We start from the raw sequence: 25,995 nt of genomic DNA on the forward strand, positions 1-25,995 counted from the left end.
GATCCCCTGTGGGAGGGGTTGCCCGTTCTGTCCCTTAACTGACCGGCATTGGGGCTTGCCCCCTCCCACATTTAGAAATGCGCCAACTTCAATGCCAAGGCCTTGGCCTGAAGCGCCACATCCGTCACCGCCGTGCTCTCCCACCACATCCCGCGCAACGGCGGGCCCATGGCGAACAATCGCATGCTGACCTGGCCCTGGGCATCCAGCACGGCGCCGCACGTGTCCGCCGCAATCCCCAACGCCAGCGGCCCCGGCCTGATCAGCCCGCGCTTGAGCAACTGCTGCGGCAACGGCCGGGCCACGCGGCGCCAGTCGTATTCGATGCCGCTGGAGTTGATCAGCGCCGCTCCCGATACCAGGCTGACCACCTGTTCGCCACGGTAACGCAAGCGAATGGTCACGCCCTCGCCCGAGGGCTCCAGCCCCTTGAACGACGCCGCGCGAATGCGCAACCGCCCTTGCTCATGCAGCCGGGCCACCAACTGGGCACTCAACGGCGGCGAGCGGTGGTGATGGCTTTCCCACCAGGGCCGCACATGCCGCACGAACTGGCGTTTCTCGCCCTCGCTGGCCTGGCTCCACAGCCGGCCGATATGGGCGCGCACCGTGTCCAATGGCGCCTGCCAATCGATGCCCTGCGCCAATGCCAGGCGGCATTGACGCCGCACCTCGCGCAGCAGTTGTCGCGGGCTGCGCAAGGCGTGGTCGGCAGCGAGGAAATCGTCCCAGCCCGGCGGTTGCCGGCGCACATGGGGCAACAAGCCGTGGCGTGAAAACACCTCGATGGGCCCACGGTGCCCGGCCTGTTCCAGGGACACCACGGCGTCGACCATGGTCAACCCGGAGCCGATGATCAGCACCGGCGCCTGCGGGTCGATCCGGGTCATGGCCTGCACGTCCCAGGGGTCCACGGCGGCGGCGTTCAAGCCGCTGGACTGGGTCTGCGGCGTGCGTGCCGCCGGGAACATGCCGGTGGCCAACACCGCCTGGGCGCCGCGCAGTTGCTGGCCGTTGTCGAGGGTCAGCAACACTGAATCGTCGCCGACCTGCAGGTCGACGACTTCGGCGCGGATATGCTCGACGGTGGACGCCGACAACGCCTTGGCCTCAGCCAGCCGTTGCTGCGCATACAGGCCAAAAATCCCGCGTGGCGGGAACAGTTCGCTGATGGGCACGTGTTGCTGGTCCGACTCGGGCCAACCGCCGGCACCGATGTAGGCGGTCAGCCATTGGGTCAGGTCATCGGCGTTGTCCGGGTCGACGCTCATGCGCGCCGCGTTGCCGTTCAAGGTGTGGCCCAGTTCGACGGCGCTGTAGGCCTCGCCACGGCCGAGTTCGGCGCGCGGTTCGATCACCAGGATCCGGCGCTGCCCAGGCCGGCGCAGCAGTTGCACCGCCAGCATCGTGCCGCTCAGGCCGCCGCCGATGATCAGCACATCAGCGTTGCGGAGGGATTCAGTCATGCACATTCGCCTTTACTGTTTACCCAGATAAATATCGTGCAAGTCGCCCCGCGCCAACAGCTCGGCGGCGCTGCCACTCAAGGCCACGCGCCCAGTATCCAGCACGTAGCCCTGGGACGCATAGTTGAGCGCGACGTTGATGTTCTGCTCGGCGATCAGGAAGCTCACCTGCTGCTCGCGGTTGAGCTGCGCGACGATCTCGAAGATCTCCTGCACGATCATAGGCGCCAAACCCATGGACGGCTCGTCGAGCAGTACCAAAGTAGGACGGGTCATCAACGCGCGGCCGATGGCGACCATTTGCTGCTCGCCGCCGGACGTCAGGCCGGCGCGGGTGTGGCGCTTGGTCTTGAGCCGCGGGAACCAGGCGTAGATGCGCTCCAGGTCCTGTTCCATGGCCTTGCGGCTCAGGCGCCGGACAAAGCCGCCGCTGCGCAGGTTGTCTTCGACGCTGAGCTGGCCGAAGACATGGCGGCCTTCCAGCACATGCACCATGCCCTGGCGCACACGCTGGCTGGGGTCGACGCCGGCCAGGTCGACGCCCGCGTATTCGATCACGCCCCGGCTGACTTCGGCGCGCTCGGCACGCACCAGCCCGGAGATCGCCTTGAGGGTGGTGCTCTTGCCGGCGCCATTGGCCCCCAGCAGGGCGACGATGGCGCCCTTGGGCACGCTCAGCGACACCCCGGCCACGGCGAGGATCGCGCCGTCGTAGATCACTTCAATATCGTTGACCGTCAACAACGACGGGCGCGTGGCTTCGCTGGCGAGCTGGCTCATGATTTATTCATCCCCGGTGCAGGTGCGTGGCGTCAGGCCTTTTTCCTTGGCGAACGCCGCGGATTTTTCATCGATCAGCGGGCGCAACAGGGCGCGGTCGGCGGCGATCCAGTCGCTGATCAGCGTCCAGTGGGCGCCGTCCCATTGCTGCACGCGCGCCGAGCCGCCGCCTTCGTGGTCGCGGCACGACAGCTTGAGGTTCTGCATCAGGCCCAGGTAGCCCATATCCTTCAAGCGCGCGTCATCGATATTCAGGTGTTCCAGGCCCCAGCGGCCTTCTTCGCCATTGAGCGGACGCTTGCCGAACCTGGCCTGGCCGGTGCGGATCGCTTCCACGGCCACGGCGGCGTTCACCAGGCCGGAGTTGTAGTAGACGCTGCCGAAATTCTTCAGGTCCTTGAGGTCGCTGTGGCCCTTGTCGAGGATGTATTGCTTGAGGCGCTTGTGGATCTCGAAATCCGCACCTGCCGGGTAAGGCGTGAGCGCCAGGTAGCCCTTGGCGGCGGCGCCTGCGGGCAATACGTCTTCGCTGGAGCTGGCCCAGATGTCGCCGATGATATGGTCCACCGGGAAGCCGAAGCGTGCGGCGGTTTTCACCGCCACCGGGGTGGACACGCCCCAGGTGCGCAGGAACACCCAATCCGGGTTGGCCTGGCGTACCTGGCGCCATTGCGCGGACTGCTCATTGCCCGGATCGGCCACCGGAATCTGGATGTTTTCAAAACCGTATTTTTCCGCCAGCAATTTCAGCGGGCCAAGGGTTTCGCGACCGTAGGCCGAGTCGTGGTAGACCGTGGCGATCTTCTTGCCCTTGAGTTTGTCGAAGCCGCCTTCGCGCTGGGCGATGTAGTTCACCAGGGTCGACGCCTCGCTGTAGAACGTCAGCATCACCGGGAAGTTGTACGGGAACACGGTGCCGTCGGTGGCTTCGGTGCGACCGTAGCCGAGGGTGATCAGCGGGATCTTGTCCACCTCTGCCCTTTCGCTGAGCGCATAGGCCGCCGGTGCGCCGTTGGGCTGGTACACCGCGACCGGCGCGCCATCCAGGCCGTTCTTGAAGCGCTCGTAGCACTCGATGCCTTTCTCCGCCGTCCACTCGGTCTCGCATTCCTGCCACACCAGCTTGACGCCATTGATGCCGCCTTCGACCTCGTTGATATAACGCAGGTAGTCGATCATCCCGGCCCACACCTGCACGCCGCTGGAGGCGTAGGCACCCACCCGGTAGGTGGCCAGGGGAAAGAACTGCTGGTCGGCCGAGGCTACCGCCTGGGGCACGGCACCGGCCAGGGCAGCCAGCGCGAAGGCGGCGCCGGCCAGGGAGCGTTTCAAGGATGCACGCATAGGGATTCTCTTATTCAGTCAGAAACGTAGGGGCCACTGACGCAGCCGGTCACGGAGGTTGTACAACAGGCGAATCAAGCCCTCGGGCTCCTTGATCAGGAACACGATGATCAACACGCCAAAAATGATTTTCTGCAGGTTTTGCAACTGCCCCGCGTCCACCGAGCCACCGAACAACGCCTGCCCGGCATGGCTGAGGAAGATCGGCAGCAAACTGATGAATGCCGCGCCGACGAAGTTGCCGGCAATGCTGCCCATGCCGCCGATAATGATGATGAACAGGATCTGGAAGGAGCGGTTGATATCGAAGCTGCTGGCGCTGGCCGTGCCCAGGTAGGCAAACGCCCACAACGCGCCGGCGATGCCGAGGTAGAACGAGCTGACCGCAAACGCCAGGCGCTTGTAGCGCACCACCGGGATACCGACCACGGCGGCGGCGGTGTCCATGTCGCGGATCGCCATCCAGTTGCGGCCCACCTGGCTGCGCACCAGGTTGACCGCGGCCCAGGTCAACAACAGCACCGTGACCAGGGTCAGCCAGTAGCGGCCCAGCGGCGTGTTGAGGTCATGGCCGAACAACGCCAGCTTCGGTGCCGAAATGGTCCCGGACGAGCCGTAGTTGTAGAACCAGGGGAATTTGACGAACAGCCACTCCAGGAAAAACTGCGCGGCCAGCGTGGTGACCATCAGGTAGAAGCCCTTGATCCGCGAGCTGGGCAAGCCAAACAGCAACCCGACCACGGCGCTGATGATCCCACCGCCGAGCAGCGCCACCGGCAGGCCCAGCTCAGGCAGGCGCAGTAAAAACCCATAGGTGGCGAACGCCCCAACCGCCATGAAGCCGGCTGCGCCCACCGAGGTTTGCCCGGTATAGCCGGTGAGTAAATTCAGGCCCAGCCCGGCCAGGGACAGCACCAGGAACGGGATGAGGATCGCGTTGAGCCAATAGTCATTGCCCCACAGCGGCACCACGATAAACGCCAGCGCCAGCAGGCCGAGCAGGCTCCAGGGCACGCGCCGCTGGACCAGCAGCAAGGGGGCGGTGTGTTCAGCAACAGGGATCGACATGCTTTCAGACTCGCTCGATGGCGCGCTCGCCGAACAGGCCGGCGGGACGGATATACAGGAAGGACAACGCCAGGACATAGGCGAACCACGGCGTGATACCACCACCGATCAGCGGGCCGATATACACCTCGGCGAGGTTCTCCGCAGCGCCGACAATCAGCCCGCCGACAATCGCCCCGCCAATCGAGGTGAAGCCGCCGATGATCAACACCGGCAAGGCCTTGAGCACCACCAGCGACAGCGAAAACTGCACGCCCTGGCGCGCCCCCCACAACAACCCCGCCACCAGCCCGACGATGCCGGCCACCGCCCAGACGATCTGCCAGATGCGGTTGAGGTTGATGCCGATGGACAGCGCCGCCGTGGTGTCATCCGCCACCGCGCGCAGCGACACGCCGATACGGGTCTTGTTGAACAGCAGCGCCAGCACCGTCACCAGCACCACGGCCACGGCCGCGGCGATCAGGTCGAACTGGCTGAGCATCAGCGGCCCGACGAACAGCGGTACATCGTCGATGCCCAGGTCCAGGGCGCGCACCTGCGAGCCCATCACGCCCTGGGCCAGGCCTTCGATAATGAACGACAGGCCCAGCGTCGCCATGAACAACGTGATCTGCGAGCGGTTCACCAGCGGCCGCAGCACCAGGCGCTCGATGAGCAAGGCGCCGACGATCATCACGATCACCGTCAACAGCAACGCCAGGGCAAACGGCACGCCCTGGTCGTGCAGGCTGACGAAGGTCAGCGCGGCAAACAGCAGCATCGAGCCCTGGGCAAAATTGAACACGCCGCTGGCCTTGTAGATCAGCACGAAGCCGATCGCGACCAGGGAATACATGGTGCCGGCGAGCAGGCCGCCGAGCAGGGTTTCGAAGAAGAACGTCATCAGTGCGTCACTCCCAGGTAGGCCGCGATCACCTCGGGATTGGCCTGCACCTCGGCAGGGGTGCCGTCGCCGACCTTGCGCCCGTAGTCGAGCACCACCACATGGTCGGACAGCCCCATGACCACGCCCATGTCGTGTTCGATCAACACCACGGTGGTGCCGAGGTCGCGGTTCACGTCGGCGACAAAGCGCGCCATTTCCTGTTTTTCCTCGGCGTTCATGCCGGCCATGGGTTCGTCCAGCAGCAACAGGCTGGGCCCGGCGATCAATGCACGGCCCAGCTCCACACGCTTTTGCAGGCCATAGGACAGGTTGCCCACCAGCACATCGCGGTAGGCTTGCAGCTCCAGGAACTCGAGGATGCCCTGGGCCCGCAGTCGGAAGGCTTCGGCTTCACGGCGTGCGCGGGGCAAGCCGAGGGCCTGTTCGATAAAGCTGGTGCGCATATGCCGCGACAGGCCGGTGAGGATGTTGTCGAGCACACTCATTTTCTTGAACAGGGCGTTGTTCTGGAAGGTACGGCCAATGCCTCGACGCGCGGCGCCCAGCGGGTCGATACGCTGGAAATGCTGCGCCTCGAACACGATCTCGCCGGCATCGAAGCGATACACGCCGTTGAGGACGTTGAGCAATGAACTCTTGCCGGCACCGTTGGGCCCGATCAACGCGCAGATTTCCCCGCGCGCCACCTCGAACGACAGCCCATTGATCGCCTTGACGCCCTTGAACGACAGCGAGATGTCCCGCACCTGGAGAATGGCTTGGCTCATGCACGTTCCCGTTTGAATTCGGCGAGCCACGTCGGCTCGGCATTGGATTTGAGGGGCTGCCAGATATAGGCCAGGCGCTGGAAGCCCAACAGTGTGCGCACGCGGTTTTTCAGCAGGCGGCGCAGGCCGCTGTGCGGGTGGGCAATGGCCCAGTCACACAGGCGTCGACGCCAGGTGCCGTGGGGTGGCAGGCGGCTTTCGATCTCGTCGGCCAGGTGCAGCAAACGGGCGGGCGACAGCAGCAGGCCGGTGGGCGCGACTTCGCTGCGATCACGTCGCGCCGAGGCCAGGCTTTCCGGGAAGGCCAGGCCGTGGCCGCTGCTCAGCCACTGCTCCAGCACCACCGCCAGGCCGCCTTGCCAGTGGGTGCCCTCCTCGCTCCACAACGCGGTTTCACCGGCGGGCTGCCACCAGCGCTGCAGGTGTTGCGCCGGGTCCACGGGGCCGAGCAGTTGGGCGAAATCCAACCGCTGGGTGAAGGTCCAATCGCGCTGGCGACCTTGAACGTAGGCGTGGCTGGGATGAATACGCCACAGCTGTTGCTCCAAGGCCTGCGGCTCGAGGTTATCGGCCAGCGTCAGCACCTGTGCACCGACGGAATGGGCCGCCAACGCCAGCAACAGCAGGTTCGGCTCAAAGGCGCCGCTGAGCACCAAGCGTGACTGTTGATCGAAACCTTGCTGGCGCAAACCATCGGCCAGGCGTTCGACATCGCGCAAGGTGTCGATCCAGCGCCAGGCGTACCACTGGCCCTGGCGCTTGTGGCGCAGGGCGATGTGCAACGGTGTGAGTTGCGCCCAGTGGCTCAGGTGTTCCAGGAGGGCCGTTGGTTCGTGCACGCTCATAGGGGGTTGCTCCTATTGGGGGGTGTGCGTGCGGTGGTCCGCTGGCTTGATTATTTGGATCGACACAGGACAACTGTGGGAGGGGCGGTACTTGCTCCCGATGGCGGTGGATCAGTTAGAACACCTTTGACTGAGCCACCGCTATCGGGGGCAAGTCGAATCGTCGCACCGCCCCTCCCACATTGGTTTTTTGTATCCCAGATAAATTGCGGTAGCCCGCGCCAGGGTGGTTCGCGCCCAACCTTGCACCATCGCCAAACAACTTCTCGCGCAACGTGCCCTGGGCGTATTCGGTCTTGTACACGCCGCGCTTCTGCAACTCCGGTACCAGCCATTCGACGGCGTCGACAAAGGTTTCATGGGTCAGCGCATAGGCGAGGTTGAATCCGTCCACGTCGGTCTCTTCGACCCACTCCTGCAACAGGTCCGCCACGGTCTCCGGGCCGCCGACGAACAGCGGGCCAAAGCCGCCGATACCGACCCAATCGGCCAGTTCGCTGGGGGTCCAGACCTTGTTCGGATCCGCCGTGGAGAAAGCTTCCACCGCCGATTGAATCGCATTGGTGTGCACGTGCTTGAGCGGTTCATCCGGCTTGAACTGGCTGAAATCGATCCCGGTCCAGCCGGAGATCAGCGCCATCGCGCCTTCATAACTGGCGTAGGATTTGTATTCGTCGAATTTGGCCTTGGCCTTGGCGTCGGTCTCGTCAACGATCACGGTCTGCAAGTTGAAAATCAGGATTTTCTTCGGGTCGCGTCCGGCTTCGGCCGCACGGCGGCGGATGTCGGCGACGGTCTTTTTCAGCAGCACCTTGGACGGCGCGGCAACGAACACGCATTCGGCCTGCTCGGCGGCGAACTGCTTGCCACGGCTGGAGGCACCGGCCTGGTACAGCACCGGGGTGCGCTGCGGCGAGGGTTCGCACAGGTGGATGCCGGGCACCTGGAAGTGTTTGCCGACGTGGCGGATCTCGTGGATCTTGCTCGGGTCGCTGAAGATCCGACGTTCACGGTCGCGCAGTACCGCGCCCTCTTCCCAACTGCCTTCCCAGAGTTTGTAGCAGACCTCCAGGTATTCCTCGGCATAGTCGTAGCGGGCGTCGTGTTCGGTCTGGGCTTTCTGGCCAAGGTTCTTGGCGCCGCTTTCCAGGTAGGAGGTGACGATGTTCCAGCCGATGCGGCCCTTGGTCAGGTGGTCGAGGGTCGAGAGACGGCGGGCAAACGGATACGGGTGCTCGAACGACAGCGATGCGGTGAGGCCAAAACCCAGGTGCTCGGTAACCAGCGCCATGGGTGCGATCAGCGACAACGGATCGTTGACCGGCACCTGGGTCGCCTGGCGAATCGCCGCGTCGCCGTTGCCGTTGTACACGTCGTAGATGCCCAGCACGTCGGCGATAAACAGGCCGTCGAACTTGCCGCGCTCAAGGATCTTCGCCAGGTCGGTCCAGTACTCAAGGTCCTTGTACTGCCACGAGCGATCGCGCGGATGCGCCCACAGGCCCGGCGATTGGTGGCCGACACAGTTCATGTCAAAAGCGTTCAAGCGGATTTCACGGGACATCACAGCACTCCGTTGAGGTGGTAGTTGCCGACGACCTGGTATTTCCAGCGCAACGGGTCATCCAGGGTCGGTGGCAGCGCGGTGCGTTGGCCGGTCAGTTCGAATTCGGTGTTGCTGGCAAAGAGCAAGGCTTCGGCGGCGGCGATCTGCGCTTCAGTGACGGCGACCGGGCTTGGATCGGTTTCGGCGCGTTCCAGCAAGGCGGCTGCTACATCCACGCGAATCTGCCAATCGCCGAAGCGGCTGATCACGTAGGGGTCGTCGCTTTTTGCGACGTGGCGACGGGTGCTGTCCAGCAATTGGCGTGCGAGGGTCAGTGCGGTCATGGGTCAGGTCCTCAGTTCCAGGCGTGGCGCGCAGGCTTGACGCCGTTGAGCACGAAATTGCCGATCAGGTGGTATTTCCAGCGGGCCGGGTCGTGCAGGGTGTGGGTCCGCGCATTGCGCCAGAAGCGGTCGAGGTTGTGCTTGGCGGTGACCGAGCGGGTGCCGGCCAGTTCGAAGAGTTTGCTGCTGGCGAGCAACGCGGTTTCGGCCGACAGGACCTTGGCCTGGGCGACCACCAGTGAAGCCTGGGCGACGGTGTCTTCATTCGGTTCGGCAAGGGCCCGGTCGACGGCGAGGCCGGCCTTGGCGAGGATCGCTTCGGTGCCGTGCACACGCCACTCCAGGTCGCCGATGGCGGCGATGGTGAACGGGTCCTGCCAACCGTGATCCTGCTGGCTGTCGATCCACGGACGGGCCTGGCGCGCGAAGATTTTTGCCTGTTCAAGGGCGCCGACGGCAATGCCGGTGTCCACAGCTGCCTGGATGATTTGCGAAATCGGCCCGTCGGCCGTGGGCTGGTCAAACGCCAGGTGGGCGGGAATCACCGCGCTCAAGGGCACGCTCACGCCGTCGAGGGTCACGCCGCCGCTGGCGGTGGTGCGCTGGCCGAAACCGTCCCAGTTGTCGATCACGGTCAGGCCTGGCGCATCGCGCTCGACGAGGCCGATGAACGCCTGGCCCTTTTCGTTATTACCCACGGTGGGCACGATATGGGCGAACAGCGCGCCGGTGCAGTAGAACTTCTCGCCGTTGATCTGCGCGGTGTCGCCGTGGAAGCGAATCTGCGTGTCGAAGGTGCCGGCGTTTTTGCTCTTGGCCTCGGAGAAGGCGTTACCAAAGCGATAACCCGCCAGGACTTTGCCAAAGTAGTGGCGTTTTTGTTCCTCGGTGGCGGTTTGCAGCAGGATGTCCACCACGCCCAGGTGGTTCTGCGGGATTTGCCCCAATGACGGGTCGGCGGCGGAGATCAACTTGATCACCTCGGCCACCGTCACATAGGACACCCCGGCGCCGCCATAGGCCTTGGGAACGGTGATGCCCCACAGGCCGCTGGCGGAAAACTCGTCCAGTTCGGCCACCGGCAGGCGCCGCTCACGGTCGCGCGCGCTGGCGTCGACGGCAAAGCGTTCGGCCAGGCGCTTGGCGACCTCGATGGCCTCCGCGTCCGAGCGGATGATATGGGCAGGTTGTTGAGGGTGGGCAGACATGGGCCGACTCCAGGCTCCGAGGGGATACTGGAGTGTTTGCAGGAGTCGTGCCTGAATTTAATCGTCAGTAAAATCAGCCGGTTGCCGCGTAAACAGGCGTACAACCGCAGTTTCAAACCAGCAAAGTGTGCATCCACTGTTGGCTGGCAAACAGTTAGATCACCACATTGCGCACAAAGCGCACGGCGACCTGGCCGTCATTGCGATAGGCATGGGGCTGGTGGCTGGCGAACATGAAGAATTCGCCGGCACCGATGGTATTTTCCTGCTCGCCGACCACCAACGTCAGGCTGCCCTCGAAGACGAACAGTTGCTCGCTCCACCCCTCCAGGTCGGGGTCCGGGCAATAGCGATCACCGGGTTCAAGACGCCACTCCCATAACTCGACCTCGCGCCGCGCCGTGGCCTTGGCCAGCAACACCGCCTTGCTGCCGTCGATTTCCCCCGCCCAGGCCAGTTCGTTGATGCGGCTGTGATCGCGCACATCCGGCGCCTGGATCAGGTCGCTGAACGCCACATCCAACGCTTCGGCCACACGGTCGAGGGTGGACAGGCTGACGTTCTTTTCCCCGGCCTCGATGGCCACCAGCATGCGCCGGCTGACCCCGGACTTTTCCGAGAGCGCAGTCTGGCTCAGGTCGGCGGCGTGGCGCAGGCGACGAACGTTCTGGCTGACGTGCTGCAGGACCGAGGCCCGTTGTGGATTTTCTTTGTGCACTATATTGCTCAATGGGTGGGTGTGCGCAGTATACTGCCCAGCGTGCGGCGCATTGTGCGGTCCGTGCCTTTCCCTTGCAAGACCGAGCCGCCATGACCACGCCGAACTCCCCCTCGCGTTTCCACCGTTTCAGTAAAGCCGAGTGCATCCTGGTGTTTATCACCATGATCTGGGGCGGCACGTTTTTGCTGGTGCAGCATGCCATGACTGTCAGCGGACCGATGTTTTTCGTGGGCCTGCGCTTTGCGGCGGCGGCGATTGTGGTCGGGTTCTTTTCCTTGCGTACCCTGCGCGACCTGACGTTGTTCGAGCTGAAGGCAGGCGTGTTCATCGGCGTGGCGATCATGTTCGGCTACGGCCTGCAGACCATTGGCCTGCAGACGATCCTGAGCAGCCAGTCGGCGTTCATTACCGCGCTGTATGTGCCGTTCGTGCCGCTGCTGCAATGGCTTGTGCTGGGCCGGCGCCCGGGGTTGATGCCAAGCATCGGCATCATGCTGGCGTTTGCCGGGTTGATGTTGTTGACCGGTCCCGCCGGGGCTTCGCTGAATTTCAGCCCCGGGGAAATCGCCACCCTGATCGGTGCCGTGGCGATAGCGGCGGAAATCATTTTGATCAGTGCGTTCGCCGGGCAAGTGGACGTACGCCGGGTGACGGTGGTGCAACTGGCGACGGCGTCGCTGCTGTCGTTTTTGATGGTGGTGCCGATGGGCGAGGCACTGCCGGGGTTCTCCTGGCTGCTGCTGTTCAGCGCCGTGGGCCTGGGCCTGACCAGTGCGGTGATCCAGGTCGCCATGAATTGGGCGCAGCAAAGCGTTTCGCCGACACGGGCCACATTGATCTATGCCGGTGAGCCGGTGTGGGCCGGGGTAGTCGGGCGGATCGCCGGCGAGCGATTCCCGCCGATTGCCATGCTGGGGGCGGCGTTGATTGTGGTGGCGGTGATTGTGAGTGAGATCAAGACAAAAGGGCAAAAGGCCATCGAGTTGCAGGATGAGCGGGAACAGGAGCAACAGGGCTAGGGTCCGAAACAATGCCAAACGGGAGTTTTCGACCTACTTTGTAGGATCCTGCCACATGTTGCCGTTTGGTGATCGACAAAGCGGCACGTATGATGCATCCCAAACTCCCGCAGATTAGAAGCCTATGTCCCTGATAGTTCTACTGCTTCTGCCTTTTATCGGCAGCTGTCTGGCGGCCTTGCTGCCGCACAATGCACGTAACACCGAATCCCTGCTGGCTGGCCTTGTGGCCCTGGTCGGAACCGTTCAAGTCGCCCTGCTCTACCCCCAGATCGCCCACGGTGGCGTGATCCGCGAAGAATTCATGTGGTTGCCCAGCCTTGGGCTGAACTTCGTGCTGCGCATGGATGGGTTCGCCTGGTTGTTCTCGATGCTGGTGCTCGGCATCGGCGCGCTGGTGTCGCTGTATGCGCGCTACTACATGTCGCCGGACGATCCGGTGCCGCGTTTCTTCGCGTTTTTCCTGGCCTTCATGGGCGCCATGCTCGGGCTGGTGATTTCCGGCAACCTGATCCAGATCGTGTTCTTCTGGGAACTGACCAGCCTGTTCTCGTTCCTGTTGATCGGCTACTGGCACCATCGCGCCGATGCGCGTCGTGGTGCGTACATGGCCTTGATGGTCACCGGCGCTGGCGGCTTGTGCCTGCTGGCGGGCGTGATGCTGCTGGGACATATCGTCGGCAGCTATGACCTGGACCAGGTGCTGGCCGCCGGCGAGCAGATCCGCGCGCATTCGCTGTACCCGGTGATGCTCGCGCTGGTGCTGATCGGCGCCCTGAGCAAAAGCGCGCAGTTTCCGTTCCATTTCTGGCTGCCCCACGCCATGGCTGCACCGACCCCGGTGTCTGCCTATCTGCACTCGGCGACGATGGTGAAGGCCGGCGTGTTCCTGCTGGCCCGCCTGTGGCCGTCGCTGTCCGGCAGCGAAGAATGGTTCTGGATCGTCGGCGGTGCCGGCGCCCTGACCCTCCTCCTCGGCGCTTACTGCGCCATGTTCCAGAATGATCTCAAAGGCCTTTTAGCCTATTCCACCATCAGCCACCTCGGGCTGATCACCCTGCTGCTGGGCCTCAACAGCCCGCTGGCCGCCGTCGCCGCGGTGTTCCATATCCTCAACCACGCCACCTTCAAGGCCTCGCTGTTCATGGCGGCGGGCATCATCGACCACGAAAGCGGCACGCGGGACATCCGCAAGCTCAGTGGCCTGGTGCGCCTGATCCCGTTTACCGCGACCCTGGCGATGGTGGCCAGCGCATCCATGGCCGGCGTACCGTTGCTCAACGGTTTCCTGTCCAAAGAGATGTTCTTCGCTGAAACCGTGTTTATCTCATCGACCCAATGGGTGGAAATCGCCCTGCCCCTGATCGCGACCATCGCCGGTACGTTCAGCGTGGCCTACGCCCTGCGCTTTACCGTGGATGTGTTCTTCGGCCCGCCCGCCACCGACCTGCCCCACACGCCTCACGAACCCCCGCGCTGGATGCGTGCCCCGGTTGAGCTGCTGGTATTCACCTGCCTGCTGGTGGGCATCTTCCCGGCCCAGGTGGTCGGTTCGATCCTCGCCGCTGCGGCGCTGCCGGTGGTCGGCGGCGTGCTGCCGGAATACAGCCTGGCGATCTGGCATGGCTGGAATGCACCGATGATCATGAGCCTGGTGGCCATGTCCGGTGGCGTGGTGCTCTACCTGCTGCTACGCAAACAACTGAAGCGCGGGCGTTTCAAGTACCCGCCGGTCATCAGCTACTTCAACGGCAAGCGCGGCTTCGAGCGCAGCCTGGTGGTGATGATGCGCGGCGTGCGCAGGATCGAGAAACGCATCAGCACCAAGCGCCTGCAGACCCAATTGTTCCTGTTGGTGATCGTCGCGGTGATCGGCGCCATGATCCCGATGCTCAACAGCGGCCTCAGCTGGGGCGACCGCCCGAAGATCCCGGGCTCCATCGTGTTCGTCACCCTGTGGCTGCTGGCGATTGCCTGTGCCCTGGGCGCCGCCTGGCAAGCCAAGTACCACCGGCTCGCGGCCCTGACCATGGTCAGCGTGTGCGGCCTGATGACCTGCGTCACCTTCGTGTGGTTCTCGGCGCCGGACCTGGCGCTGACCCAGTTGGTGGTGGAAGTGGTCACCACCGTACTGATCCTGCTCGGCCTGCGCTGGCTGCCACGGCGGATCGAAGAAGTCTCGCCACTGCCCAGTTCGCTGCGCAAGGCGCGCATCCGTCGTCTGCGCGACTTCCTGCTCTCCACCGTGGTAGGCGGCGGCATGGCGCTGCTGTCCTATGCGATGCTGACGCGCCAGACGCCCAACGATATTTCCTCGTTCTACTTGAGCCGCGCCCTGCCCGAGGGCGGTGGCAGCAATGTGGTGAACGTGATGCTGGTGGACTTCCGGGGCTTCGATACCCTCGGCGAAATCACCGTGCTCGGCGCCGTGGCGCTGACGGTGTATGCCCTGCTGCGTCGTTTCCGCCCGTCCAAGGAAAGCATGGAGCTGCCGCCACAGCAGCGTCAACTGGCGCCGGACGTGGCCACCGACCTAGTCAACCCGCGCCAGGCCAGCGACACCGCCCTGGGCTTCATGATGGTGCCGGCGGTGCTGGTGCGCCTGCTGCTGCCGATTGCGCTGGTGGTGTCGTTCTACCTGTTCATGCGCGGCCACAACCAACCGGGCGGCGGGTTTGTCGCCGGCCTGGTGATGTCGGTGGCGTTTATCCTGCAGTACATGGTTGCCGGTACCCAGTGGGTCGAGGCGCAGATGAGCCTGCGGCCGATGCGCTGGATGGGCTTCGGCCTGTTCTCGGCGACGCTGACCGGGATCGGCGCGTTGTTTGTCGGCTACCCGTTCCTCACCACCCATACCTGGCATTTCAGCCTGCCGCTGCTGGGCGATATTCATGTTGCCAGCGCGTTGTTCTTCGATGTGGGCGTATACGCCATGGTCGTCGGCTCGACGCTGCTGATGCTCACCGCCCTCGGCCACCAGTCGGTGCGTGCGCATAAACCGAGCAACCAGGCCAAAGTAGTCGCCGCCACCGAAGGAGCCGCCTGATGGAAGAAGTCATCGCAATTGCCATTGGGGTCCTGGCGGCCTCCGGCGTCTGGTTGATCCTGCGGCCACGGACGTTCCAGGTGGTGATGGGCCTGTGCCTGTTGTCGTACGGGGTCAACCTGTTCATTTTCAGCATGGGCAGCCTGTTTATCGGCAAGGAGCCGATCATCAAGGACGGCGTGCCCCAGGACCTGCTCAATTACACCGATCCCCTGCCCCAGGCCCTGGTGCTTACGGCGATCGTGATCAGCTTCGCCATGACCGCGTTGTTCCCGGTGGTGCTGCTGGCGTCACGGGGCCTGACCGGCACTGACCATGTGGACGGCCGGGAGCCCAAGGAATGAATTGGGTCAACCAACTGATCGTCGCCCCCATCCTGCTGCCGTTGCTCACCGCCGCGCTGATGCTGATGCTCGGCGAAAAACGCCGCCCGCTGAAGGCCAGGATCAACCTGTTCTCCAGCGTCATTGGCCTGGGCATCGCGATCCTGCTGTTGTACTGGACGCAAAAAGGCGGCCCCGGCTCGATTGGGGTGTACCTGCCGGGCAACTGGCAGGTGCCGTTCGGCATCGTGCTGGTGGTCGACCAGCTCTCGGCGCTGATGCTGGTGCTCACCGGGATCATCGGCGTGAGCGCGCTGCTGTTCGCCATGGCCCGTTGGGACCGTGCCGGTACCAGTTTCCATGCGCTGTTCCAGATCCAGATGATGGGCCTGTACGGCGCGTTCCTCACGGCGGACCTGTTCAACCTGTTCGTGTTCTTCGAGGTGCTGCTGGCGGCGTCCTACGGCTTGATGCTGCACGGCTCGGGCCGGGCGCGGGTGTCGTCGGGGCTGCATTACATCGCGATCAACCTGCTGGCGTCGTCGCTGTTCCTGATCGGCGCGGCGATGATCTACGGCGTGACCGGCACGCTGAATTTCGCTGACCTGGCACTGAAAATCCCGCTGGTTCCCGAGGCGGATCGCGGCCTGCTGCATGCCGGTGCGGCGATCCTCGCCACCGCATTCCTGGCCAAGGCCGGCATGTGGCCGCTGAACTTCTGGCTGGCCCCCGCCTATTCCTCAGCCAGCGCGCCGGTGGCGGCGATGTTCGCGATCATGACCAAGGTCGGCGTGTACACCGTGCTGCGCCTGTGGACCCTGTTGTTCTCCGGCCAGGCCGGCGCATCGGCGTTGTTTGGCGGCGACTGGCTGGTGTACGGCGGCATGGCCACGATCATCTGCGCGGCGCTGGCGATGGTGGCGGCGCAGCGGCTCGAGCGCATGGCCAGCTTGAGCATCCTGGTCTCGGCCGGGATCCTGCTGTCGGCCGTTGGTTTCGCCCAGCCAAGCCTGACCGCCGGGGCGCTGTTCTATCTGGTCAGCTCCACCCTGGCGTTGAGTGCGCTGTTCCTGCTGGCCGAATTGATCGAGCGTTCGCGCTCGGCCAACGACCTGCCGCTGGATGAAGAAATCGACGCACTGCCCAAGGCCATGGAATCCCTGCATCCGCGTCCTGGCGTGAACCTGGATGACGAGCAGAAAGCCGTGGTCGGCCAGGTGATTCCCTGGACCATGGCCTTCCTCGGCTTGAGCTTTGTCGCCTGCGCCCTGCTGATCATCGGCATGCCGCCGCTGTCCGGGTTTATCGGCAAGCTGAGTTTGTTGAGTGCGCTGGTTAACCCGTTGGGCCTGGGTGTCAGTGTGGATGAACCCATTCGTCCCGCGGCCTGGGGGTTGGTGGCGCTGTTGATCCTCTCGGGCCTTGCCTCGCTGATCGCCTTCGCCCGCCTGGGTATCCAGCGCTTCTGGACCCCGGAAGAGCGCCCGTCGCCCTTGCTGCGCCGCTATGAGTGCGTGCCGATCTTCTTCCTGCTGGGCCTGAGCATCCTGCTGACCTTCAAGGCCGAGCCGCTGATGCGCTACACCCAGGCCACTGCCCAGAGCCTGAACAACCCGGAACACTACGTGATGGCGGTGATGGCCACGCGTCCGGTCCCCAGCCCCGAAGCCAAGACCGCCGCGCTGGAGGTTCAACCATGAAGCGCCTGTTGCCTGCCCCATGGTTGTCCCTCGCGTTGTGGTTGCTGTGGCTGGTGCTGAACCTGTCCGTCAGCCCCGGCAACCTGCTGCTGGGCGCGCTGCTGGGCTTTCTCGCGCCGCTGCTGATGGCGCCGCTGCGCCCGCTGCCGATCCGCATCCGCCGCCCTGGCGTGATCATCCGCCTGTTTTTCCTGGTCGGCCGCGATGTGATCGTCTCCAACCTGCAAGTGGCCTGGGGCGTGCTGATGTGCGGCTCACGCCCACCGCGTTCGCGCTTCGTCAAAATCCCCCTGGACCTGCGCGACGCCAATGGCCTCGCCGCCCTGTCGATGATCACCACCGTGGTCCCCGGCACCATCTGGTCGGAACTGGCCCTGGACCGCAGCATCCTGCTGCTGCACGTATTCGACCTGGAGGATGAAGCGCCGTTTATCGAGCACTTCAAGACCACCTACGAGCGGCCCCTGATGGAGATCTTCGAATGAGCGCCCTGCTCTCCAATGCGATCCTGTTCAGCCTGTTCCTGTTCTCCCTGGCCATGGTGCTGACCCTGATCCGCCTGTTCAAAGGCCCGTCGGCCCAGGACCGGGTCCTGGCGCTGGACTACCTGTACATTCTGGCGATGCTGATGATGCTGGTGCTGGGTATTCGCTATGCCAGCGACACCTACTTTGAAGCGGCGCTGCTGATTGCGCTGTTCGGCTTCGTGGGCTCGTTTGCCCTGGCCAAATTCCTGCTGCGTGGGGAGGTGATTGAATGATGCCGTTATGGATGGAAATCGTCGTCGCGGTGCTGCTGGTATTGAGCAGCGTGTTCGCACTGATCGGCGCGATTGGCTTGCTGCGCATGAAAGACTTCTTCCAGCGCATGCACCCGCCGGCGCTGGCCTCGACATTAGGTGCCTGGTGCGTGGCGCTGGCATCGATTATCTACTTTTCGGTGCTCAAGTCCGGGCCGGTGCTGCACGGGTGGCTGATTCCGATTTTGTTGGCGATCACCGTACCGGTGACCACGCTGCTGCTGGCCCGTACGGCGCTGTTTCGCAAGCGCATGGCCGGTGATGATGTACCGGCCGAGGTCAGCAGCCGCCGCTGAGCGCTGAGGCGAACACGGTTAAAAATGTGGGAGATGTCGAGCTTTAGCGAGGCTTCGATGGCGGCGGCACAGTTGGTAGAGGTGTTGGCTGAAACACCGCTATCGGGAGCAAGCCCCCTCCCACATTTGATTGCGGTTGACAGGTAGAAAGCAGCCCGGCTGTAGATCTCAAGGATACCGCCAATCCCCTGTGGGAGATGTCGAGCTTTAGCGAGGCTTCGAAGGCGGCGGCACTGTTGACAGGTATGTTGGCTGACCCACCGCCATCGGGAGCAAGTCGAATCGTCGCGCCGCCCCTCCCACACGGGATCGGGTGAGCCGCTCACTAAAACAGTGTGCAAAAAAACGCCCCGAACCAGTCGGGGCGTTTTTCATCCAGCGTTTGCCAATCAGGCCTGATCAGCCAACCGCCACGTCGTCCCGCCCTTTCCGTCTTCCAACACCACACCCATCGCGGTCAATTGGTCACGGATACGGTCGGACTCCGCCCAGTCCTTGTTGGTGCGAGCAGCCAAGCGCGCCTGGATCAACGCATCCACCTCAGCCGCATCCACACGGCCTTCGGCGCCGGCTTGCAGGAAGTCATCAGCCTCCATCTGCAACACGCCCAGCACACTCGCCAGTTCTTTCAAGCGCGCCGCCAGGCCCGCCGCTGCGTCGAGATCGCTCTCGCGCAGGCGGTTGATCTCGCGCACCATCTCGAACAGCACGGCGCAGGCTTCCGGTGTGCCGAAGTCGTCGTTCATCACTTCGGTGAAGCGTGCCACGAACGCTTCGCCGCCGGCCGGCGCCACGGATGGCAGGCCTTTCAACGCGTGGTAGAACCGCTCCAGGGCGCCCTTGGCGTCCTTGAGGTTGTCTTCCGAGTAGTTGATTGCGCTGCGGTAGTGGCTGGACACCAGCAGGTAACGCACCACTTCCGGGTGGTACTTTTCCAGCACGTCGCGGATGGTAAAGAAGTTGTTCAAGGACTTGGACATCTTCTCGCCATTGATGCGGATCATGCCGCAGTGCATCCAGGCGTTGGCGTAGGTCTTGCCGGTGGCGGCTTCGCTCTGGGCGATTTCGTTTTCGTGGTGCGGGAACTCGAGGTCGCTGCCGCCGCCATGAATGTCGAAGGTCTCGCCCAGGCAGCAGGTGGACATCACCGAGCATTCGATGTGCCAGCCCGGACGCCCGGCGCCCCATGGCGATTCCCAGCTCGGCTCGCCGGGCTTGGTGCCTTTCCACAGCACGAAGTCGAGCGGATCCTGCTTGGCTTCGTCGACTTCGATGCGCGCGCCGATGCGCAGGTCTTCGATTTTCTTGCGCGACAGCTTGCCGTAGCCCATGAACTTGGCGACGCGGTAGTACACGTCGCCGTTGCCAGGAGCGTAGGCGTAACCCTTGTCGATCAAGGTCTGGATCATGGCGTGCATGCCGGGGATGTGGTCCGTGGCACGCGGTTCCATGTCCGGCTTGAGGATGTTGAGGCGCGCCTCGTCCTCGTGCATGGCGGCGATCATGCGCTCGGTCAGCGCGTCGAACGACTCGCCGTTCTCGTTGGCGCGGTTGATGATCTTGTCGTCGATGTCGGTGATGTTGCGCACATAGGTCAAGTCATAGCCGCTGAAACGCAACCAGCGGGTCACCAGGTCGAAGGCAACCATGCTGCGGCCGTGGCCGATGTGGCAGTAGTCGTACACGGTCATGCCGCACACGTACATGCGCACCTTGTTGCCATCCAGCGGCTTGAAGACTTCTTTGGTCTTGCTGAGTGTGTTGTAGATCGTTAGCACGACAGTTCCTTAAGACAGAATCACTGGCCCCACGAATCACGCAAGGTCACGGTACGGTTGAATACCGGCTGACCAGGTTTCGAGTCCTTGATATCCGCGCAGAAGTAGCCTTCGCGCTCGAACTGGAAACGGTCTTCCGGCTGTGCGTCGCCCAAAGAGGGTTCGGCACGACAACCGGTGAGCACTTGCAGGGAGTCAGGGTTGATGTTGTCGAGGAAGCTGGCGCTGTCTTCGGCCTTTTCAGGATTCGGCGAACGGAACAGGCGATCGTACAGGCGCACTTCGCACTCGATGCTGGCAGCGGCCGGCACCCAGTGGATCACGCCCTTGACCTTGCGGCCTTCAGGGTTCTTGCCCAGGGTTTCCGGGTCATAGGAGCAACGCAGTTCGACGATGTTGCCCTCGGCGTCCTTGATCGCTTCGTCGGCGCGGATCACGTAGCTGCCGCGCAGGCGCACTTCGCCGTTCGGCTCCAGGCGCTTGTAGCCTTTTGGCGGCTCTTCCATGAAGTCATCGCGGTCGATGTAGATTTCACGGGCGAACGGCAGCTTGCGCACGCCGAGTGCTTCGTTCTGCGGATGACGCGGCAGTTCGAGGTGGTCGACCTTGTCTTGCGGGTAGTTGGTGATCACGACTTTCAACGGACGCAGCACGCACATGGCCCGTGGCGCGTTCGCGTCGAGGTCCTGGCGGATGCTGAACTCGAGCATGCCGTAGTCGACCACACCGTCTGAGCGGTTGGTGCCGACCATCTCGCAGAAGTTGCGGATCGACGCCGGGGTGTAGCCACGGCGGCGGAAGCCCGACAGGGTCGACATGCGTGGGTCGTCCCAGCCATTGACGTGCTTTTCATCCACCAGTTGCTTGAGCTTGCGCTTGCTGGTGATGGTGTAGTTGAGGTTCAGGCGGCTGAATTCGTACTGACGCGGGTGCGCCGGGACCGGCAGGCTGTCGAGGAACCATTCGTACAGCGGGCGATGGCTCTCGAACTCCAGGGTGCAGATGGAGTGGGTGATGCCTTCGATGGCGTCCGACTGGCCGTGGGTGAAGTCGTAGTTCGGGTAGATGCACCACTTGTCGCCGGTCTGGTGGTGATGGGCGTGGCGGATGCGGTACATGATCGGGTCGCGCAGGTTCATGTTCGGCGAGGCCATGTCGATCTTGGCGCGCAGCACGCGGGCGCCGTCCGGGAACTCACCGGCGCGCATGCGGGCGAACCAGTCGAGGTTCTCTTCTACGGAGCGGTCGCGGAACGGGCTGTTCTTGCCCGGTTCGGTCAGGGTGCCACGGTATTCCTTGGCCTGCTCGGGGGTCAGGTCGTCGACGTAGGCCTTGCCGGCCTTGATCAGCTCGACGGCCCATTCGAACAGCTGGTCGAAGTATTTGGAGGCATAGCGCACTTCACCGGACCATTCGAAGCCCAGCCACTTGATGTCGCTTTCGATGGCGTCGATGTATTCCTGGTCTTCCTTGGCCGGGTTGGTGTCGTCGAAACGCAGGTGCGTGACGCCACCGAACTCCTGGGCCAGGCCGAAGTTCACACAGATCGACTTGGCGTGACCGATGTGCAGGTAGCCGTTGGGCTCTGGCGGGAAGCGGGTGACGATCTGCGTGTGCTTGCCCGAATCCAGGTCCGCCTGGATGATCGGGCGCAGGAAGTTGACCGGGACGGCAGGTCCGGCCTTGGAATTCGAGGTAGGGTCGACAGTGGGCTTGCTCATAGGATCCTTGAACAGACAGGTTCGTGGCCGGTTGGGGCCAGATAAAACAAAGGCGATATCATAGCTGATGCTGTCAAGACACTGACAGGTCACGACCAAAAACTGCTGCTTTAATTAACCAGGCGGTAAAAAACCACCTCGAAATTCCTGCCGGGCACGCTAAACTGCGCGCCTTGGCCGCCGTTTAGCCAGACAGGTAAGGCGCCCCAGGCGTCCAAACCCACGAATTCCCTGAAAAGAGTAGTGAACATGACTCAAGTCAAACTGACCACCAACCACGGTGACATCGTCATCGAGCTGAACGCCGAGAAAGCGCCGATCACCGTCGCCAACTTCATCGAGTACGTTAAGGCCGGCCACTACGAAAACACGGTTTTCCACCGTGTCATCGGTAACTTCATGGTCCAGGGCGGCGGTTTCGAGCCTGGCATGAAAGAAAAGAAAGACAAGCGCCCAAGCATCCAGAACGAAGCGGACAACGGCCTTTCCAACGACAAGTACACCGTCGCCATGGCCCGTACCATGGAGCCGCATTCGGCCTCCGCGCAGTTCTTCATCAACGTGGCCGACAATACCTTCCTGAACCACAGCGGCAAGAACGTACAGGGCTGGGGCTACGCCGTGTTCGGTAAAGTCACCGAAGGCCAGGACGTAGTCGACAAGATCAAAGGCGTGTCGACCACCTCCAAGGCCGGTCACCAGGACGTTCCGGTCGAAGACGTGATCGTCGAGAAAGCCGAGATCGTTGAGTGATATTACTGATTTCAGATTTGCATCTGGAAGAGGAGCGCCCGGACATTACCCGGGCGTTTCTGGATCTGCTCCACAACCGCGCCCGTGGCGCCCAGGCGTTGTACATTCTGGGGGACTTCTTTGAAGCCTGGATTGGCGACGATGGGATGACGCCCTTCCAGCGTTCGATCTGCGAGGCTCTGCGCGAGCTGAGCGACAGCGGTACCCCGATTTTTATCATGCATGGCAACCGCGACTTCCTGCTCGGCAAGGCGTTCTGCAAAGCGGCAGGCGCCACCTTGCTCAAGGACCCGAGTGTCGTGCAGCTCGCAGGCGAACCCGTGCTGTTGATGCACGGCGACAGCCTCTGCACCCGCGACCTTGGCTACATGAAGCTGCGGCGCATCCTGCGTAATCCCATCGTGCTGTTTATCCTGCGTCACCTGCCGTTGCGCACCCGCCATCGGCTGGCGCGCAAGCTGCGCAGTGAAAGCCGTGCGCAAACGCGCATGAAGGCCAACGACATTGTCGATGTCACGCCCGAGGAAGTGCCGCGGGTGATGCAGCAGTTCGGCGTGCGCACCCTGGTCCACGGCCACACGCATCGCCCGGCGATCCATAAACTGCAGATTGGCGACCAGGCGGCCAAGCGCATTGTGCTGGGGGATTGGGACAAGCAGGGCTGGGCGTTGCAGGCGGACGAGCAAGGCTTTCAGTTGGCGGCGTTTGACTTCGTCAATCCGCAGCTGGCGTTGCCTGGCGCCTGATCCTCAAACACCACTGATCCAATGTAAACAGAGATCAAATGTGGGAGGAGGCTTGCCCCCTCCCACACTTGATTGCATTTCAGTCTTTGCCAATCAGTGCCCCGAAGCAGCCGGCCCCGCTTTTGCGGTAAACGGCGGCTTCGCCAGCCATACCAGCAGCATCAACCCCATGAACATCCACCCCAGCAACGTGAAGTAATCCACGGTGGACATCATGTACGCCTGGCTGGTGAGGATCTGGTCCAGTTGCGCGTAGGCCTTGTGCCCTGCCCCACCGAGCGCCTGCAGCGCGTCGCGGGTGGCCGAGTCATAGGTGGTCATGTTCTCGCTCATGTACGCATGGTGCTGGTCCGCCCGGCGGATCCAGATCCAGGTGGTCAGCGAGGCCGCAAAGCTGCCGCCCAGGGTCCGCAGAAAGGTCGCAAGACCGGCGCCGTCGGCAATCTGGTGCGGTGGCAGGTCGGACATCAGGATGCTCAAGGTCGGCATGAAGAACAGCGCCACGCCGATGCCCATGAACAACTGCACCAGGGCAATGTGGGTGAAGTCCACCTCATTGGTGAAGCCCGCGCGCATAAAGCAGCTCAAGCCGATCGCCAGGAACGCCAGGCCCGCCAGCAGGCGCAGGTCGAACTTGTGCGCGTACTTGCCCACGAACGGTGACATCAGCACCGGCAGGATGCCGATCGGCGCCACCGCCAGGCCGGCCCAGGTGGCGGTGTAGCCCATCTGGGTTTGCAGCCACTGCGGCAGGATCAGGTTGATGCCGAAGAAGCCCGCGTAGCCGAGGATCAACACAATCGTGCCGATGCGAAAGTTACGGTAGGCAAACAGCCGCAGGTTGACCACCGGGTGCTTGTCGGTCATTTCCCAGATGATGAACACCGCCAGGGCAATCACCGAAATCGCCGCGCCCACAATGATGAAGTTGGATTCGAACCAGTCCAGGTCGTTGCCCTTGTCGAGGATGATCTGCAACGCGCCGACGCCCACGATCAGGCTCAACAGCCCGACGTAATCCATCGGCTGGTAGCTGGTGGTCACCGGGCGCTTCTTCAATTGCGCACGCACCACCATCACCGCAAAGATGCCGATGGGGACGTTGATAAAGAAGATCCACGGCCAGCTGTAGCTGTCAGTGATCCAGCCACCGAGGATCGGCCCTGCAATCGGCGCCACCACCGTGACCATCGCCAGCAACGCCAGGGCCATGCCACGCCTCGCCGGCGGGTAGACCGCGATCAGCAGGGTCTGGGTCATCGGGTACAACGGCCCGGCCACCAGGCCTTGCAGCACCCGAAAGCCGATCAACTCGGGCATCGAAGTGGAAATACCACAGAGGAACGAGGCCAGCACAAACAGCATGGTGGCCCACAGGAACAGCTTCACTTCGCCAAACCGCCGGCTCAACCAACCGGTCAGCGGCAAGGCGATGGCGTTGCTCACCGCAAACGAGGTGATCACCCAGGTGCCCTGCTCCGAACTCACGCCGAGGTTGCCGGAAATGGTCGGCAAGGCCACGTTGGCGATGGTGGTGTCGAGCACCTGCATAAAGGTCGCCAGCGACAGGCCAATGGTGGCCATCAACAGGCTGGGCGGCGTGAAGGAGGCGTTATTGCTCATCAGCGCTGCACAGCCTTGGGCGCGGCGATGCTGTTGGCATGGATCAACTCGGTGATCATGGCGTCAGCCTCGGCCAATTGGCGGTCGTACACGTTGGTGGTGAAGGTCGCCTTCTGCGGCGCCTGTTGCGCCAGCACCGGGCCGCTCTGGTCATGCAGGTCGACATTGACGACAGTGCTCAGGCCGACCCGCAGCGGGTGCTTGGCCAGTTCTTCGGCATTGATGTGGATGCGTACCGGCACCCGTTGCACGATCTTGATCCAGTTACCGGTGGCGTTCTGCGCCGGCAGCAGGGCAAACGCACTGCCGGTGCCGGCGCCAAGGCTATCCACGGTGCCGCTGAATTTCACGTCGCTGCCGTAGATGTCCGACTCGATGTCCACCGGCTGGCCAATGCGCATGTCGCGCAGTTGGGTTTCCTTGAAGTTGGCGTCGATCCACAGCTGGTTCAGCGGGATCACCGCCATCAACGCCGTACCCGGCTGCACGCGCTGGCCCAGTTGCACGGTGCGCTTGGCCACGTAGCCGGTGACCGGCGCGATCAAGGTGCTGCGCGCATTGGCCAGGTAGGCCTGGCGCAGTTGCGCGGCGGCGGCCTGCACGTCCGGGTGGGACGAGATCACGGTGTCATCCACCAGCGCATTGCTGGTCTTGAGTTGCTGCTCAAGGTTGGTCAGCGCGTTTTTCGCAGCGGTCAGGCTGTCACGGGCGTGGGACAGTTCTTCCTGGGAAATCGCGCCGCCCTGGGCCAGGGTCTTGCGACGATTGAAGTTGTCCTGGGCAGTTTGCACATCGGCTTTCTGTGCGTTGACCTGGGCTTTCATGCCATCGACGTTGCTGTACAAGCCCCGCACCTGGCGCACGGTGCGGGCCAGGTTGGCCTGGGCACTTTGCAGGCCGACGGCGGCGTCGTTGGGGTCGAAGTTGATCAGCACCTGGCCTTCGTGGACCAGGTCGCCATCGTCCGCGCCGATGCTGACCACGGTGCCGGTGACCAGCGGGGTGATTTCCACCACGTTGCCGTTCACATAGGCGTCGTCGGTGCTCTCGTTGAAGCGCCCGTAGAATTCATACCAGCCCCATACGCCCACGACACCGAGGATGACGATCAGCGCGAGGCCGATCAGCATGACCTTGCGTTTGCGTGGGTTGTTGTCTTTGGGTTGTTCTGTAGCGGTGGTGTTTTCGGCAGTGGCCATGACAAATACCTCAA

At 63.2% G+C, this 25,995-nt stretch carries 24 protein-coding genes; 9 read left to right on the forward strand and 15 right to left on the reverse strand.

Going from position 1 to position 25,995, the window contains the following annotated elements; genetic code table 11:
• Nucleotides 1-71: 71 nt before the first annotated feature.
• The 11 genes from FX984_RS07020 to FX984_RS07070 all read right to left on the reverse strand — a co-directional run bounded on the left by FX984_RS07020 (nucleotide 72) and on the right by FX984_RS07070 (nucleotide 10,975).
• Nucleotides 72-1,466 carry an FAD/NAD(P)-binding protein gene (locus FX984_RS07020; RefSeq protein ID WP_108572666.1) on the reverse strand — a complete coding sequence of 465 codons (1,395 nt, stop codon included), beginning with the start codon at nucleotides 1,464-1,466 and terminating at the stop codon, nucleotides 72-74.
• Between the two features lie 12 nt (nucleotides 1,467-1,478).
• A complete protein-coding gene (locus FX984_RS07025) occupies nucleotides 1,479-2,246 on the reverse strand; it encodes an ABC transporter ATP-binding protein (RefSeq protein WP_146477128.1) in 768 nt (255 codons plus the stop codon).
• 3 nt (nucleotides 2,247-2,249) lie between these two features.
• Complete coding sequence (locus FX984_RS07030; protein WP_065940088.1) at nucleotides 2,250-3,590, reverse strand: ABC transporter substrate-binding protein; 1,341 nt, start codon at nucleotides 3,588-3,590, stop codon at nucleotides 2,250-2,252.
• Nucleotides 3,591-3,608: 18 nt separating this feature from the next.
• Entirely contained in the window at nucleotides 3,609-4,658 is a 1,050-nt protein-coding gene (locus FX984_RS07035) for a branched-chain amino acid ABC transporter permease (RefSeq protein WP_098479162.1), read from the reverse strand.
• A 4-nt stretch (nucleotides 4,659-4,662) separates the two neighbouring features.
• Nucleotides 4,663-5,544 (reverse strand): branched-chain amino acid ABC transporter permease, encoded by an 882-nt coding sequence (locus tag FX984_RS07040; protein ID WP_027606301.1) that lies wholly within the window; start codon nucleotides 5,542-5,544, stop codon nucleotides 4,663-4,665.
• Nucleotides 5,544-6,314, reverse strand: a complete 771-nt coding sequence (locus FX984_RS07045) for an ABC transporter ATP-binding protein (protein WP_065940090.1) — start codon at nucleotides 6,312-6,314, stop codon at nucleotides 5,544-5,546. Before FX984_RS07045 ends, FX984_RS07040 begins: the two co-directional genes overlap by 1 nt.
• Nucleotides 6,311-7,159, reverse strand: a complete 849-nt coding sequence (locus tag FX984_RS07050) for an AMP-binding protein (RefSeq protein WP_027606299.1) — start codon at nucleotides 7,157-7,159, stop codon at nucleotides 6,311-6,313. The genes FX984_RS07045 and FX984_RS07050 overlap by 4 nt, the downstream gene beginning before the upstream one ends.
• Before the next feature lie 115 nt (nucleotides 7,160-7,274).
• Nucleotides 7,275-8,723: an LLM class flavin-dependent oxidoreductase gene (locus FX984_RS07055; RefSeq protein ID WP_092357638.1), complete on the reverse strand. Its 1,449-nt coding sequence runs from the start codon at nucleotides 8,721-8,723 to the stop codon at nucleotides 7,275-7,277.
• Nucleotides 8,723-9,049 carry an acyl-CoA dehydrogenase gene (locus FX984_RS07060; RefSeq protein WP_027606297.1) on the reverse strand — a complete coding sequence of 109 codons (327 nt, stop codon included), beginning with the start codon at nucleotides 9,047-9,049 and terminating at the stop codon, nucleotides 8,723-8,725. The genes FX984_RS07055 and FX984_RS07060 overlap by 1 nt, the downstream gene beginning before the upstream one ends.
• A gap of 11 nt (nucleotides 9,050-9,060) precedes the next feature.
• Nucleotides 9,061-10,257 carry an SfnB family sulfur acquisition oxidoreductase gene (locus tag FX984_RS07065; RefSeq protein ID WP_092357640.1) on the reverse strand — a complete coding sequence of 399 codons (1,197 nt, stop codon included), beginning with the start codon at nucleotides 10,255-10,257 and terminating at the stop codon, nucleotides 9,061-9,063.
• Nucleotides 10,258-10,411: 154 nt separating this feature from the next.
• Complete coding sequence (locus tag FX984_RS07070) at nucleotides 10,412-10,975, reverse strand: helix-turn-helix domain-containing protein (RefSeq protein WP_027606295.1); 564 nt, start codon at nucleotides 10,973-10,975, stop codon at nucleotides 10,412-10,414.
• 92 nt (nucleotides 10,976-11,067) lie between these two features.
• Here FX984_RS07070 and FX984_RS07075 point away from each other — a divergent pair, with 92 nt between their 5' ends.
• The 7 genes from FX984_RS07075 (at nucleotide 11,068) to FX984_RS07105 (ending at nucleotide 18,161) form a co-directional block, all read left to right on the forward strand.
• Nucleotides 11,068-11,997, forward strand: a complete 930-nt coding sequence (locus tag FX984_RS07075; RefSeq protein ID WP_027606294.1) for a DMT family transporter — start codon at nucleotides 11,068-11,070, stop codon at nucleotides 11,995-11,997.
• A gap of 124 nt (nucleotides 11,998-12,121) precedes the next feature.
• On the forward strand, nucleotides 12,122-15,043 hold the full coding sequence (locus tag FX984_RS07080) for a monovalent cation/H+ antiporter subunit A (RefSeq protein ID WP_027606293.1): 2,922 nt from the start codon (nucleotides 12,122-12,124) through the stop codon (nucleotides 15,041-15,043).
• Nucleotides 15,043-15,387, forward strand: a complete 345-nt coding sequence (locus FX984_RS07085) for a Na+/H+ antiporter subunit C (protein ID WP_154905343.1) — start codon at nucleotides 15,043-15,045, stop codon at nucleotides 15,385-15,387. Before FX984_RS07080 ends, FX984_RS07085 begins: the two co-directional genes overlap by 1 nt.
• Nucleotides 15,384-17,066, forward strand: a complete 1,683-nt coding sequence (locus FX984_RS07090) for a monovalent cation/H+ antiporter subunit D (RefSeq protein WP_027606292.1) — start codon at nucleotides 15,384-15,386, stop codon at nucleotides 17,064-17,066. The genes FX984_RS07085 and FX984_RS07090 overlap by 4 nt, the downstream gene beginning before the upstream one ends.
• Nucleotides 17,063-17,551, forward strand: a complete 489-nt coding sequence (locus FX984_RS07095; RefSeq protein WP_108572659.1) for a Na+/H+ antiporter subunit E — start codon at nucleotides 17,063-17,065, stop codon at nucleotides 17,549-17,551. The genes FX984_RS07090 and FX984_RS07095 overlap by 4 nt, the downstream gene beginning before the upstream one ends.
• The gene (locus tag FX984_RS07100) at nucleotides 17,548-17,826 is read left to right on the forward strand and encodes a K+/H+ antiporter subunit F (protein WP_005789171.1); all 279 of its coding nucleotides are present in this window, start codon (nucleotides 17,548-17,550) and stop codon (nucleotides 17,824-17,826) included. Before FX984_RS07095 ends, FX984_RS07100 begins: the two co-directional genes overlap by 4 nt.
• Nucleotides 17,823-18,161, forward strand: coding sequence for a Na+/H+ antiporter subunit G (locus tag FX984_RS07105; RefSeq protein ID WP_027606290.1), 339 nt, complete (start codon nucleotides 17,823-17,825; stop codon nucleotides 18,159-18,161). Before FX984_RS07100 ends, FX984_RS07105 begins: the two co-directional genes overlap by 4 nt.
• A gap of 389 nt (nucleotides 18,162-18,550) precedes the next feature.
• Here the strand turns inward: FX984_RS07105 and cysS are convergent, their stop codons facing one another.
• Nucleotides 18,551-19,939, reverse strand: coding sequence for a cysteine--tRNA ligase (cysS, locus tag FX984_RS07110; RefSeq protein WP_027606289.1), 1,389 nt, complete (start codon nucleotides 19,937-19,939; stop codon nucleotides 18,551-18,553).
• A gap of 20 nt (nucleotides 19,940-19,959) precedes the next feature.
• Nucleotides 19,960-21,660: a glutamine--tRNA ligase/YqeY domain fusion protein gene (locus FX984_RS07115; RefSeq protein WP_146477115.1), complete on the reverse strand. Its 1,701-nt coding sequence runs from the start codon at nucleotides 21,658-21,660 to the stop codon at nucleotides 19,960-19,962.
• A gap of 249 nt (nucleotides 21,661-21,909) precedes the next feature.
• Between FX984_RS07115 and FX984_RS07120 the strand changes: the two genes are divergently transcribed.
• Nucleotides 21,910-22,413, forward strand: coding sequence for a peptidylprolyl isomerase (locus FX984_RS07120; protein ID WP_027606287.1), 504 nt, complete (start codon nucleotides 21,910-21,912; stop codon nucleotides 22,411-22,413).
• Nucleotides 22,410-23,159 carry a UDP-2,3-diacylglucosamine diphosphatase gene (lpxH, locus tag FX984_RS07125; RefSeq protein ID WP_027606286.1) on the forward strand — a complete coding sequence of 250 codons (750 nt, stop codon included), beginning with the start codon at nucleotides 22,410-22,412 and terminating at the stop codon, nucleotides 23,157-23,159. Before FX984_RS07120 ends, lpxH begins: the two co-directional genes overlap by 4 nt.
• Nucleotides 23,160-23,252: 93 nt before the next feature.
• Here the strand turns inward: lpxH and FX984_RS07130 are convergent, their stop codons facing one another.
• Together FX984_RS07130 and FX984_RS07135 are read right to left on the reverse strand one after the other, a co-directional pair.
• Nucleotides 23,253-24,782 (reverse strand): DHA2 family efflux MFS transporter permease subunit, encoded by a 1,530-nt coding sequence (locus tag FX984_RS07130; RefSeq protein ID WP_092357648.1) that lies wholly within the window; start codon nucleotides 24,780-24,782, stop codon nucleotides 23,253-23,255.
• The gene (locus FX984_RS07135; RefSeq protein WP_027606284.1) at nucleotides 24,782-25,981 is read right to left on the reverse strand and encodes an HlyD/EmrA/EmrK family protein; all 1,200 of its coding nucleotides are present in this window, start codon (nucleotides 25,979-25,981) and stop codon (nucleotides 24,782-24,784) included. The genes FX984_RS07130 and FX984_RS07135 overlap by 1 nt, the downstream gene beginning before the upstream one ends.
• Nucleotides 25,982-25,995: the final 14 nt, after the last annotated feature.

Origin of the sequence: Pseudomonas marginalis (assembly GCF_008692035.1) — a bacterium.
GTDB classification, from domain to species: domain Bacteria; phylum Pseudomonadota; class Gammaproteobacteria; order Pseudomonadales; family Pseudomonadaceae; genus Aquipseudomonas; species Aquipseudomonas marginalis.

Coding starts and splice junctions, on each gene's coding strand:
- FX984_RS07065 (WP_092357640.1), bottom strand. CDS start 10,257: ATGTCTGCCCACCCTCAACAACCTGCCCATATCATCCGCTCGGACGCG.
- FX984_RS07105 (WP_027606290.1), top strand. CDS start 17,823: ATGATGCCGTTATGGATGGAAATCGTCGTCGCGGTGCTGCTGGTATTG.
- FX984_RS07025 (WP_146477128.1), bottom strand. CDS start 2,246: ATGAGCCAGCTCGCCAGCGAAGCCACGCGCCCGTCGTTGTTGACGGTC.
- FX984_RS07135 (WP_027606284.1), bottom strand. CDS start 25,981: ATGGCCACTGCCGAAAACACCACCGCTACAGAACAACCCAAAGACAAC.
- FX984_RS07035 (WP_098479162.1), bottom strand. CDS start 4,658: ATGTCGATCCCTGTTGCTGAACACACCGCCCCCTTGCTGCTGGTCCAG.
- FX984_RS07030 (WP_065940088.1), bottom strand. CDS start 3,590: ATGCGTGCATCCTTGAAACGCTCCCTGGCCGGCGCCGCCTTCGCGCTG.
- FX984_RS07050 (WP_027606299.1), bottom strand. CDS start 7,159: ATGAGCGTGCACGAACCAACGGCCCTCCTGGAACACCTGAGCCACTGG.
- FX984_RS07020 (WP_108572666.1), bottom strand. CDS start 1,466: ATGACTGAATCCCTCCGCAACGCTGATGTGCTGATCATCGGCGGCGGC.
- FX984_RS07130 (WP_092357648.1), bottom strand. CDS start 24,782: ATGAGCAATAACGCCTCCTTCACGCCGCCCAGCCTGTTGATGGCCACC.
- FX984_RS07095 (WP_108572659.1), top strand. CDS start 17,063: ATGAAGCGCCTGTTGCCTGCCCCATGGTTGTCCCTCGCGTTGTGGTTG.
- FX984_RS07115 (WP_146477115.1), bottom strand. CDS start 21,660: ATGAGCAAGCCCACTGTCGACCCTACCTCGAATTCCAAGGCCGGACCT.
- FX984_RS07080 (WP_027606293.1), top strand. CDS start 12,122: ATGTCCCTGATAGTTCTACTGCTTCTGCCTTTTATCGGCAGCTGTCTG.
- FX984_RS07100 (WP_005789171.1), top strand. CDS start 17,548: ATGAGCGCCCTGCTCTCCAATGCGATCCTGTTCAGCCTGTTCCTGTTC.
- FX984_RS07075 (WP_027606294.1), top strand. CDS start 11,068: ATGACCACGCCGAACTCCCCCTCGCGTTTCCACCGTTTCAGTAAAGCC.
- FX984_RS07060 (WP_027606297.1), bottom strand. CDS start 9,049: ATGACCGCACTGACCCTCGCACGCCAATTGCTGGACAGCACCCGTCGC.
- FX984_RS07090 (WP_027606292.1), top strand. CDS start 15,384: ATGAATTGGGTCAACCAACTGATCGTCGCCCCCATCCTGCTGCCGTTG.
- FX984_RS07120 (WP_027606287.1), top strand. CDS start 21,910: ATGACTCAAGTCAAACTGACCACCAACCACGGTGACATCGTCATCGAG.
- FX984_RS07055 (WP_092357638.1), bottom strand. CDS start 8,723: ATGTCCCGTGAAATCCGCTTGAACGCTTTTGACATGAACTGTGTCGGC.
- FX984_RS07045 (WP_065940090.1), bottom strand. CDS start 6,314: ATGAGCCAAGCCATTCTCCAGGTGCGGGACATCTCGCTGTCGTTCAAG.
- FX984_RS07085 (WP_154905343.1), top strand. CDS start 15,043: ATGGAAGAAGTCATCGCAATTGCCATTGGGGTCCTGGCGGCCTCCGGC.
- FX984_RS07040 (WP_027606301.1), bottom strand. CDS start 5,544: ATGACGTTCTTCTTCGAAACCCTGCTCGGCGGCCTGCTCGCCGGCACC.